Source organism: Clostridium cadaveris (assembly GCF_020911725.1).
GTDB lineage: Bacteria > Bacillota > Clostridia > Clostridiales > Clostridiaceae > Clostridium_X > Clostridium_X cadaveris.
This window is the reverse complement of record NZ_CP076620.1, coordinates 797,654-811,751: the sequence shown is the minus strand read 5'-3', so window position 1 is coordinate 811,751 and position 14,098 is coordinate 797,654. Positions and strand designations below refer to the sequence as shown.

The following is a 14,098-nucleotide window of genomic DNA, read 5'->3' as shown; positions in this document are numbered from 1 at the left end:
ACAATTAACGTATAGAGAAACCGTTGCTAAGGGTACATCTTCTTCGTCTAGTAAAATGTCTTGCTGTCGTAGTACCTTCTCCCGTTGCATTAGCTATTGTAAAACTCGTATGTCCCTCTTTATCAAAGCCAATTCCTAAAAGAGATGATCCGTTCTTTACAAAAACTGAAGTTTGCATATTTTTTGCTGCTCTATTTAAATGTTCTATAGACTCTGAATGAATTGTAGCTGTATGCTTATATCCCTGTTCAATATTTATAGCCAATTCAAGAGCTTCATCAAAGTTATCTGCTCTTATAATTGGAACAAGCGGCATTAATAACTCTAACATTACAAACTGATGACTTACTTCTGTCTCAGTTACGATTAATTTCACATTATAATCACATTGAATTCCAGCACATTTTAAAATATAATTTGCATCTCTACCTTCTAGTTTTTTATTAATAGTACAATCCTCTGTTACTACTACATCTAAAAGTTTTTGAACATCATCCTTATTCTTTGTATAATAAACTTCATTTTTGATTAGTTCACCAATAAATGAATCAGCTACATTATCTAAAACTACGATATTTTTTTCTGATGTGCACATAAGATTATTATCAAAAGATGCACCTTGAACAATATCCCTAGCAGCTTTATATAAATCTGCAGTTTCATCCACAATTGCTACTGGATTTGCTTGTCCAGCTCCAATTACCTTTTTTCCAGAAGTCATAGCTTTATGTAATGATTTATTTCCTCCTGTGCAAACCACAAGATCAACATCTGGGTGACTCATAACTTCTCTTGTAAATCCCATTAAACTTTCATCCAGAGTCACTACCAAATTATCTATTCCACAAACAGAACGAATAGTATTGCTTATGATGCTTGTAAGATATTGAGAGACCTTAATTGCTCTTGGATGAGGGCAATGAATGACTGCATTTCCAGCAGCCAGCATACCAATAGTATTGCTTATTAAAGTCGCACATGGATTAGTACATGGATGGACTGCACAAACTACACCAAAGGAAGATAATTCATATAAAGTCATACCATGATCTCCAGTATTGACTTCTGTGATTAAATCTTCAATACCAGGAGTTTTTTCAATTGCAAGCTTTAGCTTCTCTGTCTTATCCTCTGCATTTCCCATATGAGTTTCTTTTACTGTCATAACTGCAAGATCATACAATATTGGACGTAATGCTGTTTTTATAGCTTCCAATATTTCTTGACGTTCATTTAAAGTTAACTTCATATATCTTAAATAAGCTGATTTAGCTGCAAAAACAGCATCGGTAACACTAGAGTATATACTGCTTTTCATATGAAACACTACCTCCTCTTTTACGATAACCTGCTAAATATCTATAGCATCAATAATTCCTATAATGGCCATATCAATGGTAGCTTCTTTTTTCGCTTTATTTAAACGAACAGCAGATCCTTGACCTATAAGAACTATCTCTCCAATTCCAGCCCCTACATAATCTACTGCTACTTCTTCATCTCCAATAAAATTGGTGCTGCCATCAATACGCCTAATCACCATTAATTTGTAACCAACAAGGGATTCCTCTTTTCTTGTAGCCACAATAGTTCCTATAACCTTAGCTAATTTCATACTGCTCACTTTCCTTTCATCGAAAATAAACTCCATTAATATATAACCTAAAAGTTCTCCATGTTATTTATTCTTTCGCTTTGATGTATCTTTTTTTATTGAATTTGTTTTCTTACTTCCAGAAGATGATACTACTTTCTTTTCAACTTCTGTTTTATTACTTTCACTTTCTTTTGTTTTCTTTATATCAACTACTGATTCTTCTAAATTAGCCTCTTTAATAACTTCTCTTTCCTTAATATCAGTCTTTTCTTCTAAAATTGTTGATGTATTTACAGTTTTATCAGCTACCATAGTGCTATCTTCTATGAAAGAATCCTCATTTTTTGCAACTTCATTTTCTTTTATTTCTACTTTGTGTTCTACCTTTGATGGCTTTAATGTTTCTAAATTACAAAAGGTATTTTCTACAAAATCTGAAGGTCTCGGAATAACTCTCCATGAAACCAACTTTTGGTTCATAGCCCCAAGCTGCTGTCCTGCATTTACTGCAGCATTTACAGCTCCTACATCCCCAACAACCTTAATTGTCATATAGCCAGAACCTTTAGCATTTTCAATTTCTATAATACGAACATTAGCTGATTTCACCATTGCATCTGCTACTAAAACAGCAGTAGATAAACCTTGAATTTCAACCAATCCCAGTGATTGTTTCATCCTATCACCTCACTATATTGCATATTTAAAAATTATATTTAAAAATTTCGCCTTATCTCGTGCTAAGTCTGTAACAATATCATTCTTATTTATATGAACAATACCATCTTCAGCATAGTGTTCAATATTTGATGCTGTTATAACTCTCTTTTCATTCCTAATAGCTTTACTTGGCAAAACGTATTTTTCCTTCATAATGTATTGCTTATTTAAAGTCTCATTTTTAGCTTTTTCTTTTATTTCATTGATATCACTAATTTCAATACCATACTCTAAAATCTTACGATAGTAAGATAATATTTGGCTTATATAAACTTTTGATTCCTTACCTGAAAACTTCATAAGTCCATTACGTAAGAAAATAATCCTACCTCCATTTTCTATGCATGAAGTAATCCATGATGTTTCAAATGTGTCACTTATACATAAAGCAGACTTCACAACTATATCTTTAGGAACTACTGGAAATACAGTAACTGCTTTATCAAGATCTTTTGGTAACTCACATGATTGGGATATTGTTTTATAACAAGATTTATAACTTTTTAAAATTCTTTCATATTCTTTGCCTATCCATAATTCATGGACAACTACATATATCTGAATATTATCAAATTTCTCCATGAGTTTTAAAAAATCACAATATCTCTCATCCCATTGTGAGGTACATATCATATATACTTTCTGAATCCCTGAAAGTTTCTTCTCTTCTTCAAAATCATGTAATACACGCAGTATTATCTCTTTTAAACGCTCCTCACTAATTTCCAATTATTTCACCTCGTTTCAAGAGATGCTTAAAAAGCATCTCTCGATACTACCACTCAAACAATAATTTCTTATAGTCTATTTTTCATTTTCAAGATGTGGAATAATTTTTTCAACATCTGTATGAGGACGTGGTATAACATGAGTAGAAACAACATCACCAACTGCTGCTGCAGAAGCTGCTCCTGCATCTGTAGCAGCCTTTACCGCTCCTACATCACCTCTAACCATAACTGTAACAAGTCCTGAACCTATTTTTTCATATCCTACTAATGTAACATTTGCTGCTTTTACCATAGCATCTGCCGCTTCGATTGCTCCAACCAATCCTTTTGTCTCAACCATACCTAATGCATCTGAATTCATATTGAAACCTCCTCTGTTAATCTATATTTTATTTCTTATTAAATATATGGTGTTGTTGTAGATTTAGGTTCTTCTCCCAATGCCCCCAACATCTTCTTGCCAGCTTCTATAGCTGCTTTTACAGCTTGTCTTACAGCTCCTGAATCACCAGTGAAAGTAAGAATAACTTCGTTTGAATAACTAGTTCCATTTGAAGGCGAACAGTATCCTACCACTTCTACATTTGCTGCCTTTACAGCTATATCTGCTAAAACTGTTCCTATTGCTGCTGGACCTGCACATGTCATACCAAATGCCTTTCCTATTGGAGCTCCTAAAGCTTTTTCTAAGCAATAACTTGCTCTTGCAGTATATTGAAACTCTAAATGTCCTGCATCGTTTCCATATACATCACCAAAGTATTTTGGTATTGATTGAAGTGCAATTTCAACTGCCCTTCTTGCATCTGATACATCATCTGCACCTATATAAATTAAACTTCCATGTCCTGCTCCACCCTTTGTATCTCTTGGAAGTTCAACAGAAATTATCTCTGTATTTGTTGCCTTTACAGCATCATCAACTGCCCAAATTTGTGGACCAGCTCCTACTCTTCCCCCTATAATACCTATAGAACGATATTTTCCTAATTTCATAACATCAGATAACATAGGATCTACACTAGCTATTACTAATCCAATAGTATCTCCCATTGCAGTTCCTACAAATTCAGTTAATCCAATACCATTGCATCTATTTCCTGATTTGCTTTCTTTTTCACAAGTTTCTTGTTTAATTCCAAGTTCATCAGTTACCTGTTTCATTACTTTTTCAATTAACTGTTGATCCATTATTTTTCCTCCATCCTCATTAAAATTTATCCTCCAATTATGCATTGGAAACCATAACTTTCAACTATACTCTTACATTCTTCTAAATCTTCTGATCTAAGAGGTTTTATATTATTTAAAGCATAGTTTTTACCTATTAATTCATATTTGTTTTGCCCATATACATGATATGGTAATAAATGCATTGTCCTTATACCAACTAAGCTTCTTGCAAATTCAGCAATATCCTTAATATCTTCTACTGAATAATTAAAACCTGGTATTACTGGAACACGTATTACGGTGTTAGATATCTGGCTAATTCTCATTGCATTTTTTATCATGTTTTCATTACTTATACCTGTAAACTCTTTATGCTTTTTTGCATTCATATGTTTAACATCCATAAGCACTGTATCAACATGAGGAATTACCTTTTCAATTGCTTTACTACTTCCTATTCCAGTGGTCTCTATAGCAGTATTCCAACCTTGCCCTTTGCAGGCTTTTAAGACTTCTGAGGCAAATTCATATTGAAGCAGCGGCTCACCTCCAGATAAAGTTACACCGCCACCAGATCTTCTGAACGTAGTGGCATCCTTTTTTAATTCCTTTATAAGCTCCTGAACTGTCATTGTATTTCCTTTTAATACAAGGGCTCCTGAAGGACATGCGTTTACACATTCTCCACACCCATTACACAGATCTCTATTTATAAATCCATTGTTGTCAAAGCTGATTGCCCCCCTCTTGCAGGTCATTATGCAACGACCGCAATGGAGGCATTCATCTTTCTTATACATAATAATCGGATTCTTGTCTTGAGATTCCGGATTACTACACCATTGGCATGAAAGAGGACATCCTTTCAAAAATACAATTGTTCGAATTCCTGGTCCATCATGTAGAGAAAACCTCTGAATATCAAACACAGTTCCTGTTAGATTATAATTAATTGAATTCATGTCTACTCTCCTTCACCGTTTATAATCACAATATATTAGAATGATTGTTCTGTACGGCTGATGATATCATCTTGAACTTCCTTTGCTAATACAGTGAATTGAGCACTATATCCTGCAACACGTACAACTAAATCTTTATAATCTTCTGGATGAGCTTGAGCTTCAAGTAACTTCTCTTTATCTATAACATTAAATTGTACATGCATACCCTTATGGTCAAAGTAAGAACGTACTACAGAAGCAAAATGTCTTAACCCCTCATCTCCTGCAAGTGCAGATGGAAGGAATTTTTGATTATAAAGTGTACCATTAGAGTAATTTTCATGGTCTAATTTTGCAACAGACATAGCTGCAGCAGTTGGTCCATTAGTATCCTTGCCTTGTCTTGGAGATACTCCGTCTGCTAATGGAGCTTTTGCAAGTCTTCCGTCTGGTAATGCTCCTACATCTTTACCAAATAGTACATTTGCTGATACAGGATAGCATCCAGCTTGGAATTGTCCGCCACGTGGATTCTTATATTTTTCAACCTCATATGAATAGATTTGTCCACATTTTCTTGCTATCATATCTACTTCATCAATATCATTACCAAACCAAGGTGTCTTCTCCATAATTCTCTTTATTTGAGCTAGCTCTTCATTACTGCAACTTAAAATTTGAGTATTGCTGCTGCTTAATTGTTTTTGAAGATCTGCTATATCAATAGAACCATTATTGCTTAATATTTTCTTTACGGCTTCATAAATTTTAGCTTCATCATTTAAATCAACATTATTTGTGTTTGATGAAGAATCACATGCATAGCCAAAGTTATTAGCTAAAGCTTCTTTTAGTTGAGCCATTGTAACTTCTTTATTCTCAAACACATGCTTCTTAATTGCACATAAAGAGTCCCCTGAGTCAGCTACCCCGAAAGCCTGAGGTCCAGTGAAATTGTAAATTGCACCACCTTCTTGAACACTCTTTCCTCTTCCAATACAGTCATCTACAAGTGCAGATAAGAATGGAAGCGGAGCTCTCTCTGCGTGAGCAAAATCAACACAGTTATCAGCTTCAGCAAGATGATAAACAAAGTATTCCATTTGTTTCTTGTAAGCTTCTAATATATCATCAAGACAAGTAAATGTAGTTATATCCCCTGTAACAGGTCCTAATTGCTTGTCTCCAACTTTACCATTGTTTAAAGTTATTTCTAAAACTTTTGCAATATTGAAGAACGCAGCATCATGCCATCCTTCTGTCTTATGTGGGCATTGTGGTTCAACACAACCAATAATACAGTAATTTCTTGCATCTGCTAGAGAAACTCCTCTATTGCAAAGTGCTGGTATAATAACCTCGTCATTATACATTGCTGGTACTCCAAACCCAAGACGAGTTACTTCGCATGCTCTATATAAAAATTCATCTGGAGTATTTTGATGTACACGGATAGAGAATGAAGGTGCTGGTAATTTAACATGTGCAACTGCTTCCATACACATATAAGAAACTTCATTAGTTGCATCTAATCCCTCTTCATTTTGTCCACCTACAATTAAGTTTTGGAACACTGCATACCCTGCGAATGCTTGTGCAGACACTTCATCACGTGTCTTGTTTACATCATTCAATTTAACCCATATACAGTCAACTAATTCTTGAGCGAAATCCTTTGATATATTCTTATCATTATCTAAAAATGGATACATGTACTGGTCAAAACGCCCTGGAGAAATAGAATGTCCATTTGCCTCAATTTGAAGAAGAATTTGTACAAACCAGAAAGATTGGCATGCTTCATAAAAGTTAGTAGCTCCTCTTTCAGGAACTCTATCACAGTTAGCTGCTATTTGAAGTAATTCTGCTTTTCTTACAGGATTTGAACAAGCTGATGCTAATTCTCTTGCTTTAGCTGCATACCGATGTGCAAAATTAATTGCTGCAGTATATGTAATAACTAGCGCTTCATAGAAATTTCTCTTCTTAATATAATCGGGATCACTAATGTCCATAGACTCCATCTTCTCAATAACCTGTTTGATAATTCCAGTAAACCCTATTTTCAAAACCTTTTCATAGTCTACGCATACATGACCTACTCCACCATAAAAGTAGTTTCCAACTGTGAATACTCCATTTGCTATACAGTCCTTTGTTTCTTGTGACATATAAGAATCTGCTAATTCACTTGTTGTCTTTCCCTTCCAATATTTAAATGCTTCTGATAATTCAGCTGCTGTTTCCTTAGGAATTTGGAATGGATCTGCAAGTCTAGTTCCCATAGTATCAAATTCTTTTTCTACCCACTCATAAGAAAACTCTGGACAAATTTCTGTAGAACGTAAATTTTTTGTAATTGCTCCAACAATTAATTCATCTTCATGAATAGTAATTGGTAGGTTATTAAATATCTTTTCAGCTGCTTTTGCACGTCTCATAATTGGAGATAATCCTTCTGTCTCCTTGTAAGACTCTGTTACCAAAACTGCTCTTTCTGACTCCACATATGGAGTTGCATCAACAATTGCCTTTTTAAGTCTTTTTACTCTTTCGGTTGGTTCACTAAATCCTTTTCCAATCATCAAAATATCCTCCTTCACTTATATTGAATTCATAATTTTGCTTTTAAACAAAGAACGTTTTGTTCTTAAATAAATCATAGCTTATCTACTTAAACACACTGTAACATTATTAAAACGCAAACACTGTAAAATCCAAACTTTTTAACTTTATAAAATAATAACTCCTAACAATTTAAGAAATCCTTTTAATATCTCAACATTTCCTGGCCATGCAGGAGCAGTTACTAAATTTTCAAATATTACAGCTTCATCAGTTTCTTTGCTTACAAAAATTCCTCCTGCAGCTAATACTTCTGGCTTTACTGAAGGATAAGCAGTAACTTTCTTCTCTTTTAATACATCTGCTGCAGTTAGTATCTGAACGCCATGACAAATTGCTGCTACAGGTCTTTTTAAATCCATAAAAAATCTCACTATATCAATAACCCTATAATCTAATCTTAAGTATTCAGGAGCTCGTCCACCTGTAATAAATAAGCCATCATACTCTTCTAGTTTTAAATATTGAAAGGATGCATTTAATTTAAAATTATGTCCCGGTTTCTCTGTATAAGTTTGATCTCCCTCAAAATCATGAATAGCGGTTTTTATATATTCCCCTGCTGATTTATCAGGGCATACTACGTCTACAGCTATACCAGCCATACTCAAAGCTTGATATGGAACCATTACTTCATAATCTTCTGTAAAATCACCAGCAAGCATTAAGACTCGTTTCATATAATCACTCCTTTTCTTTAATTTAATTTTTATTTTCCTACATTGTAGCATTTGAATTATAAGATTTTTAGTAATAGACAAACCTAATTTATGTACTTTTCAGACCTGATTTCTTTTACGGCAAAAGTATTGTATTTTACACTTTTTTAGATTTTACATTAATTGAGTTAAGTTTCTTTTTTTTCTATAATATATTTAAGGAATTTTCTATTCTTATGAAAATATAAAATTATATTGATATTTAATCTTTTTTCATATCATCATTTTTATTTATGGAGGTAATTTATGAAGGATACAGATATGACAAACGAAATTGCTAATACCATAATAAGTACATTAAAAAGACAGCGCCTCACTTTAAAAGATGCACTTGAAATGATTACAAAGGCCGAAGAGATGTCTGCTTTGATAAAAGTTCCTATGGCTATTACTATTGTTGATGACGGTGGAAATATAATTGCTCAACATCGTATGGATGACTCACTTCTTGCTAGTATTTCAATTTCTTATTCTAAAGCCTACACAGCCGTAGCACTCCAAATACCAACTGAGGAAGCTGCCAAAAATATTCTTCCTGGAAACTCTCTATATGGACTTCAAGATACACATCCCGGAAAATTTTGTATCTTTGGAGGTGGAATTCCTATTGAAAGACACAATCACTGCATAGGGGCAATTGGAGTTTCAGGCGGTTCTGTAGAACAGGATATAAAGGTTGCTAAATATGCTGTTAATTTTGCTTAAAGACTCTAATATTTATAGAATAAAAAGGCGTCAATTCTTAAATCTTACGAATTGACGCCTTTTTATTATTTATTTTTACTTTCTTCTTGATTTTCTTTATTTGGTATGTAGTAACAGTTAGGACATTCCTTCTTGTTCTTCTCTACCTTTTTATTTTTATACATGCAACTTGGGCAATTTTCATCCATATCTTCTTTGTTATCATTATTATAAAAATTACCAGAATACTTTTTTTCTCTCATAATAACTCCTCCATAAAAATATATTTAATTTTACTAAATCGTGAAGATTCCAACTCCGAATATTACGTTTACAATAAACGCAAATATAAAAATTGTAAATGCAGGTGGGTCAATATGTGTATCACAATAGCTATTAAATGTCTTTCCTATAAAGTCACCAAATAAAGATGTAAGAATGCCAAATACAACTCCCATGATAGGATTTCCTGACGAAACTACAGCTAAAGCTGAAATTAAAGCAATGTGATGAGTAGCTGGAGTTGCAAATCCTGTTTGAGTAAAAATAAGAGAAAATGCAGCAATACCAAAACAAAGTATTGGATAGCTACCTATAACGATTTCATTAGCTCCAGCATTTATTAATGTTTGATATATAAATCCTATAGCAGTACCTAAACCTAGTCCTAATAAGATATTACATATACAGCCTTTACCACCAGTAAAATACTCACGTTTCTCACCTTGATTTGCTTTTCCAATAAGTCCACTTCTTCCAAATACAAGACGCACAATAATCGCTGATATAATTACTGTAATAGCAGGAAGATCTGTATTAAGATGAAGTACTTGACCTATTAAATAATGTATAAAGAATCCTAAAACACCAAAGACTCCTCCTACAACTAATGTTATAGGATCTGATAAACCATTAAGGGATGATAAAATATCAGTTCCACTTTCTATTTTTTTCGTTTTTCCAGCATATGCTGCTGCTGCAACTCCTCCTGCAAAAGCGATATGTGGTCCTAAGTAAGATCCAAAAGTCACATATCCTACTGTCATATCTGCTCCTCCAGACATTGATACGATTGCACCTACGATTGCAAGAACTCCCGTTAATATAAATGATGGAAGTGCTCCCATATAAGCTCCTATTACCCCTCCCCCAAATGATGCGATTAATGCAAATAAATCCATATTATATTTTCTCCCTTCTCCCTAAAATATATTTTTATAAGTGTTGATTAAATTTTAGCATTTATGCCACTATTTCCTTTTATGTTATTCATTCGAAAAAAGGGTAATTTTAAAACTTTTATATAAAGCTGTTTTATGACAAAAAGGGAATATAATATTTTATTTCTAAATTAGAGTCTTGTCATTTATATGCAGTTATTATATTATATTTATTAAAATGATTTGGTATCTAAAGATACAAAAGGATGGATTTTATATGATAAATAAGTATATTGACGTTATTAAAAAATCACCTTTATTTAATAGTATAAATGATAATGAAATCCCCTTACTTTTCAACTGCTTGACTCCTAATATAGTTAATTATGACAAAAATGAATTTATAATAAATTCTGGCGACACAATTAATGAATTTGGATTAGTCTTAGAAGGAGAAGTAATTATCACTAAGGAAAATGTTAACGGAGACAGAGTAGTGATGTCATTAATAAAAAAAAGTGGATTATTTGGTGAGATGTTTGTATTTTCAAGCCGCAAAACATGGCCAGTAACAGTAATGGCACAATCACCTTGTAAGATTTTATTTATTACAAACTCATCTCTCATAACTAAATGCGGTAAAAATTGTTCTTGGCATACCTCATTACTTCAAAATTTTATAAAAGTAATATCTGATAAAGGATTAATGCTAAACAAAAAAGTTGAATATCTTTCACTTAAATCTATAAGAGGAAAAATTTCTTTGTACTTAATAGATCAATATAAAATTTCGAAAAATACAACTTTAACTATTCCACTAAAGCGTAATGAACTTGCTGATTTTTTAAATGTATCACGTCCATCGTTATCTAGGGAAATGTGTGCAATGCGTGATGAAGGTATTATTGATTTTCATTTGTCTACATTTAAGATAAAAGATATTGAACTATTAAAAAGTTTTTGTGACTATTAAAGCAAAAAAATAAACGTCATGTCTCTTGCTGAGCATAGATAAAGTCATACAATTCCAATGGTATTTGTATGACTTTATCATGTTTAAGGTCTTGTAAATACTGAGTTTATATTGGCATTGTGTTATAATTAAAATATAATAATTAATTGAGGGTTTTTTTATGAAATTTTTAAATAAAGTAGATACCTTTTTAAGAAACTTATCTACTTTCAAATTTATCGTTACTATTACATTAAGTATGTTCCTTTGTTCATATATATTGGGGTTATTAATTGATATTTTTAATATTAAAATTGCCGAAACTAATCCATCTATATCACAAGCTCCTTTAATCATAGAGTTTCTAGCTATATCAATAATTGCACCTTTATTAGAGACCTTTTTATTTCAATATGGAGCTATAAAAATCTTAAGAAAAATAAATATATTAAAAAATAATAATTTAATTATAATTCTAATATCAGCTTTAATCTTTGGTCTGCAACATTGCTACAGTCTAAGTTATGTAATTCATACAACTATTTTAGGTATGTTCCTTTCTTATGCTTTTGTAGTTTATGAAACAAAAAAAGTATCACCTTTTTGGGTCGTATGTATTATCCATAGCTTAAGAAATTTTATTAGCTTTAGCATTATAAACATTTTAAAAATATATAACTTATGCTAAAGATAAAAAAATAAATAAAAATTAGTTTTAGATTTAAAATAAAGAAGAGACTGTCTCAAATCGAATTGCTCCCTGTCAAGTAGACAGGGAGCAGTTCAAATACGATTCGAAGAATCATTTTAAGACAGTCTCTTTTGTTTTACTTCTATTATTATTTAATATAATACTTTTCTTGCTTAGCTTCTATTAAATTTCTAATTCTTACTATTGTTAATATTAAATAATAAATTGCTAAAGCTAATTTCCATATCATTACAAAATCACCTATAATGCATCCTATAAATATATTTAATACAAGAGTAGAAATATTACTTGGAATTAAAATATTAAACATATTTTTTATTCCAAAAGGCAAGCCACATACTAGTAATAAAGAGAAATAATCTAGAGGTGAATCACCGTTTATGTATATATAAACATTATAAGTTATTACTATTATTAATATTGGAGATACCACATATACTAAAAAATCTCTTCTTATATCTCGTTTCATCACATCAATATATGTCATCTATATTTTAACCTTTCTTTTCTTTTTCTCATAAAAAAACAGCTTTCTATGATATATTTATTTTATCACAAAAGCTGCTATTATTTATAATTTATAAACTTTTTTCATAATATCTGATTTCATAATGAAATTACTTCTTATACTTCATTATATTTTTTCTCAAGCATTTCTAAAACTTTGATATACCTGTCTTGAAGCCCTTCTTTGTGAGCTTCTATTTCAAACTCCTCACATTCAATATCAATTTTGCTTAATGTATCTTTACATAGTTCTCTTTTAGCAAAAGAATAGGCAACATTATCCTCTCTATCTATATGTCTAAATAATAAATTTGCATAGGATACAGCATTAGCAACTATATCTAATTTTGCTTCTTCATTACCAGATTTATATTTTTCAAGTGCTTCTTCAAGATCCCTTATATACATTCTTCCAAAATCATGCTCAACCAGCATACCAAACTTAACTAGTTTTTCCGCTGCCCCACCTATTTCATCTACCATTTTAGTAAATAAAAACTTTTCTTCTTTTCCATGGTGATGTTTATCTGCATAATTTCTTACAAAATCAATTATATTTTCAAAATCCTTAAACTCAATTTCCGCTCCATTCATGATGTCCATACATACTTTTCTTATTACATCAAGCATTCTCTTTATTTTTTTGTGCTCATCTATCATCAATACAATTCCATCCATATAACTACACCTGCCCTATTGTATTTATTCCAGATTCTGTTCTAATGTATTTAAATTTACTACCAATTCCCTTTAAAAATCCCTCTATCCATGAATCTCTTAATGAGTAAAATTCATTGACATCTCCTCCAACTACATCCCAATATTGTTTATGAATTTCCCTTGTAGTCTTCCATTGAATCATAGTATCACTATTTTCAACTATTTCATTTACTCTATCACAAGGCATTCCTTCAAGCATAAAATCAAAAATCAAATTAAATACATTTTGTGGAGAGTACTCACTTATATTAAGTTCTTTTCCTGTGTTAAATGCATTTTTATAAAAAACATCTTCAATTTCTTCTTGTTTTAGAATATCATTTTTCAGTAATTCAGTTATAATATATGCCAATCTGCTCTCTACACTTTTTATTTTCTCTTGAAGCCATCCATGAATATTAGAATGATTTATTTCATCTTCTAATTTTCCTTCTACTGGCATTCCATATTTAGAATAGCTTTCATTTACTATTACATCACTGTTGTAACCTATACTTTCAGACAAACCAACTATTTCTTCTATAAGTTTTTCATGCAATTGTATTTTATTAAATAGCCAATAATGTATTTTCCCTAAAAATGCACTCATATTCTTCCCGCCTTATCTTACAGCATCATTTAATGCCTTAATAAGTTTTTCAACATCTATACCATGAACTTTACTTGCTTCTTCTATTGTCTCTGCTTGTGCAGATGGGCATCCAACACACCCCATACCAAAACTGAAAAGCACATCTATACAATCTGGATAATTTCTAACAACCTCTCCAATAGTCATTTCCTTTAAAATCTTCATTTTTTATTCCTCCTTTTTTCTAGTTAATCTATGCTTTAATTATATTGTTATCCTTTAT

18 protein-coding genes are annotated in these 14,098 nt (G+C 31.7%); 3 read left to right on the top strand and 15 right to left on the bottom strand.

Annotated features, from left to right (window positions below; all coding sequences use genetic code 11):
• Window positions 1-4 precede the first annotated feature (4 nt).
• From KQH81_RS03705 to KQH81_RS03665, 9 genes are all read right to left on the bottom strand, one after another.
• Window positions 5-1,327 carry an aldehyde dehydrogenase family protein gene (locus KQH81_RS03705; RefSeq protein ID WP_143081315.1) on the bottom strand — a complete coding sequence of 441 codons (1,323 nt, stop codon included), beginning with the start codon at window positions 1,325-1,327 and terminating at the stop codon, window positions 5-7.
• Between the two features lie 24 nt (window positions 1,328-1,351).
• On the bottom strand, window positions 1,352-1,615 hold the full coding sequence (locus KQH81_RS03700; RefSeq protein ID WP_027637444.1) for a EutN/CcmL family microcompartment protein: 264 nt from the start codon (window positions 1,613-1,615) through the stop codon (window positions 1,352-1,354).
• Window positions 1,616-1,678: 63 nt separating this feature from the next.
• A complete protein-coding gene (locus tag KQH81_RS17670) occupies window positions 1,679-2,275 on the bottom strand; it encodes a BMC domain-containing protein (RefSeq protein ID WP_027637445.1) in 597 nt (198 codons plus the stop codon).
• A gap of 12 nt (window positions 2,276-2,287) precedes the next feature.
• The gene (locus tag KQH81_RS03690) at window positions 2,288-3,046 is read right to left on the bottom strand and encodes a hypothetical protein (RefSeq protein ID WP_027637446.1); all 759 of its coding nucleotides are present in this window, start codon (window positions 3,044-3,046) and stop codon (window positions 2,288-2,290) included.
• 75 nt (window positions 3,047-3,121) lie between these two features.
• Window positions 3,122-3,409, bottom strand: a complete 288-nt coding sequence (pduA, locus tag KQH81_RS03685) for a propanediol utilization microcompartment protein PduA (protein ID WP_027637447.1) — start codon at window positions 3,407-3,409, stop codon at window positions 3,122-3,124.
• Window positions 3,410-3,447: 38 nt separating this feature from the next.
• On the bottom strand, window positions 3,448-4,239 hold the full coding sequence (pduB, locus tag KQH81_RS03680; protein WP_027637448.1) for a propanediol utilization microcompartment protein PduB: 792 nt from the start codon (window positions 4,237-4,239) through the stop codon (window positions 3,448-3,450).
• Window positions 4,240-4,265: 26 nt separating this feature from the next.
• Complete coding sequence (locus KQH81_RS03675; RefSeq protein ID WP_074844630.1) at window positions 4,266-5,183, bottom strand: glycyl-radical enzyme activating protein; 918 nt, start codon at window positions 5,181-5,183, stop codon at window positions 4,266-4,268.
• A gap of 35 nt (window positions 5,184-5,218) precedes the next feature.
• Window positions 5,219-7,750 (bottom strand): glycyl radical protein, encoded by a 2,532-nt coding sequence (locus tag KQH81_RS03670; RefSeq protein ID WP_027637450.1) that lies wholly within the window; start codon window positions 7,748-7,750, stop codon window positions 5,219-5,221.
• Between the two features lie 147 nt (window positions 7,751-7,897).
• Window positions 7,898-8,470, bottom strand: coding sequence for a DJ-1/PfpI family protein (locus KQH81_RS03665; protein WP_027637451.1), 573 nt, complete (start codon window positions 8,468-8,470; stop codon window positions 7,898-7,900).
• A gap of 285 nt (window positions 8,471-8,755) precedes the next feature.
• Between KQH81_RS03665 and KQH81_RS03660 the strand changes: the two genes are divergently transcribed.
• Window positions 8,756-9,214 carry a GlcG/HbpS family heme-binding protein gene (locus KQH81_RS03660; protein ID WP_230028950.1) on the top strand — a complete coding sequence of 153 codons (459 nt, stop codon included), beginning with the start codon at window positions 8,756-8,758 and terminating at the stop codon, window positions 9,212-9,214.
• A 65-nt stretch (window positions 9,215-9,279) separates the two neighbouring features.
• On the opposite strand, the gene KQH81_RS03655 is transcribed toward KQH81_RS03660, so the two are convergent.
• Together KQH81_RS03655 and KQH81_RS03650 are read right to left on the bottom strand one after the other, a co-directional pair.
• Window positions 9,280-9,456: a hypothetical protein gene (locus KQH81_RS03655; RefSeq protein WP_230028948.1), complete on the bottom strand. Its 177-nt coding sequence runs from the start codon at window positions 9,454-9,456 to the stop codon at window positions 9,280-9,282.
• 33 nt (window positions 9,457-9,489) lie between these two features.
• Window positions 9,490-10,374: a hypothetical protein gene (locus KQH81_RS03650; protein ID WP_074844621.1), complete on the bottom strand. Its 885-nt coding sequence runs from the start codon at window positions 10,372-10,374 to the stop codon at window positions 9,490-9,492.
• Window positions 10,375-10,630: 256 nt separating this feature from the next.
• Between KQH81_RS03650 and KQH81_RS03645 the strand changes: the two genes are divergently transcribed.
• Together KQH81_RS03645 and KQH81_RS03640 are read left to right on the top strand one after the other, a co-directional pair.
• Window positions 10,631-11,326 (top strand): Crp/Fnr family transcriptional regulator, encoded by a 696-nt coding sequence (locus KQH81_RS03645; protein WP_074844618.1) that lies wholly within the window; start codon window positions 10,631-10,633, stop codon window positions 11,324-11,326.
• Window positions 11,327-11,486: 160 nt separating this feature from the next.
• On the top strand, window positions 11,487-11,993 hold the full coding sequence (locus tag KQH81_RS03640; RefSeq protein ID WP_074844615.1) for a CPBP family glutamic-type intramembrane protease: 507 nt from the start codon (window positions 11,487-11,489) through the stop codon (window positions 11,991-11,993).
• A gap of 151 nt (window positions 11,994-12,144) precedes the next feature.
• Here KQH81_RS03640 and KQH81_RS03635 read toward each other — a convergent pair whose 3' ends face one another.
• From KQH81_RS03635 to KQH81_RS03620, 4 genes are all read right to left on the bottom strand, one after another.
• Entirely contained in the window at window positions 12,145-12,486 is a 342-nt protein-coding gene (locus KQH81_RS03635; protein ID WP_230029245.1) for a DUF6050 family protein, read from the bottom strand.
• Window positions 12,487-12,641: 155 nt separating this feature from the next.
• The gene (locus tag KQH81_RS03630) at window positions 12,642-13,202 is read right to left on the bottom strand and encodes a hemerythrin domain-containing protein (RefSeq protein ID WP_027637456.1); all 561 of its coding nucleotides are present in this window, start codon (window positions 13,200-13,202) and stop codon (window positions 12,642-12,644) included.
• 4 nt (window positions 13,203-13,206) lie between these two features.
• Window positions 13,207-13,833 carry a hypothetical protein gene (locus KQH81_RS03625; protein WP_074844609.1) on the bottom strand — a complete coding sequence of 209 codons (627 nt, stop codon included), beginning with the start codon at window positions 13,831-13,833 and terminating at the stop codon, window positions 13,207-13,209.
• Between the two features lie 12 nt (window positions 13,834-13,845).
• Window positions 13,846-14,040 carry a DUF1858 domain-containing protein gene (locus KQH81_RS03620; protein WP_027637458.1) on the bottom strand — a complete coding sequence of 65 codons (195 nt, stop codon included), beginning with the start codon at window positions 14,038-14,040 and terminating at the stop codon, window positions 13,846-13,848.
• Between the last annotated feature and the right edge of the window lie 58 nt (window positions 14,041-14,098).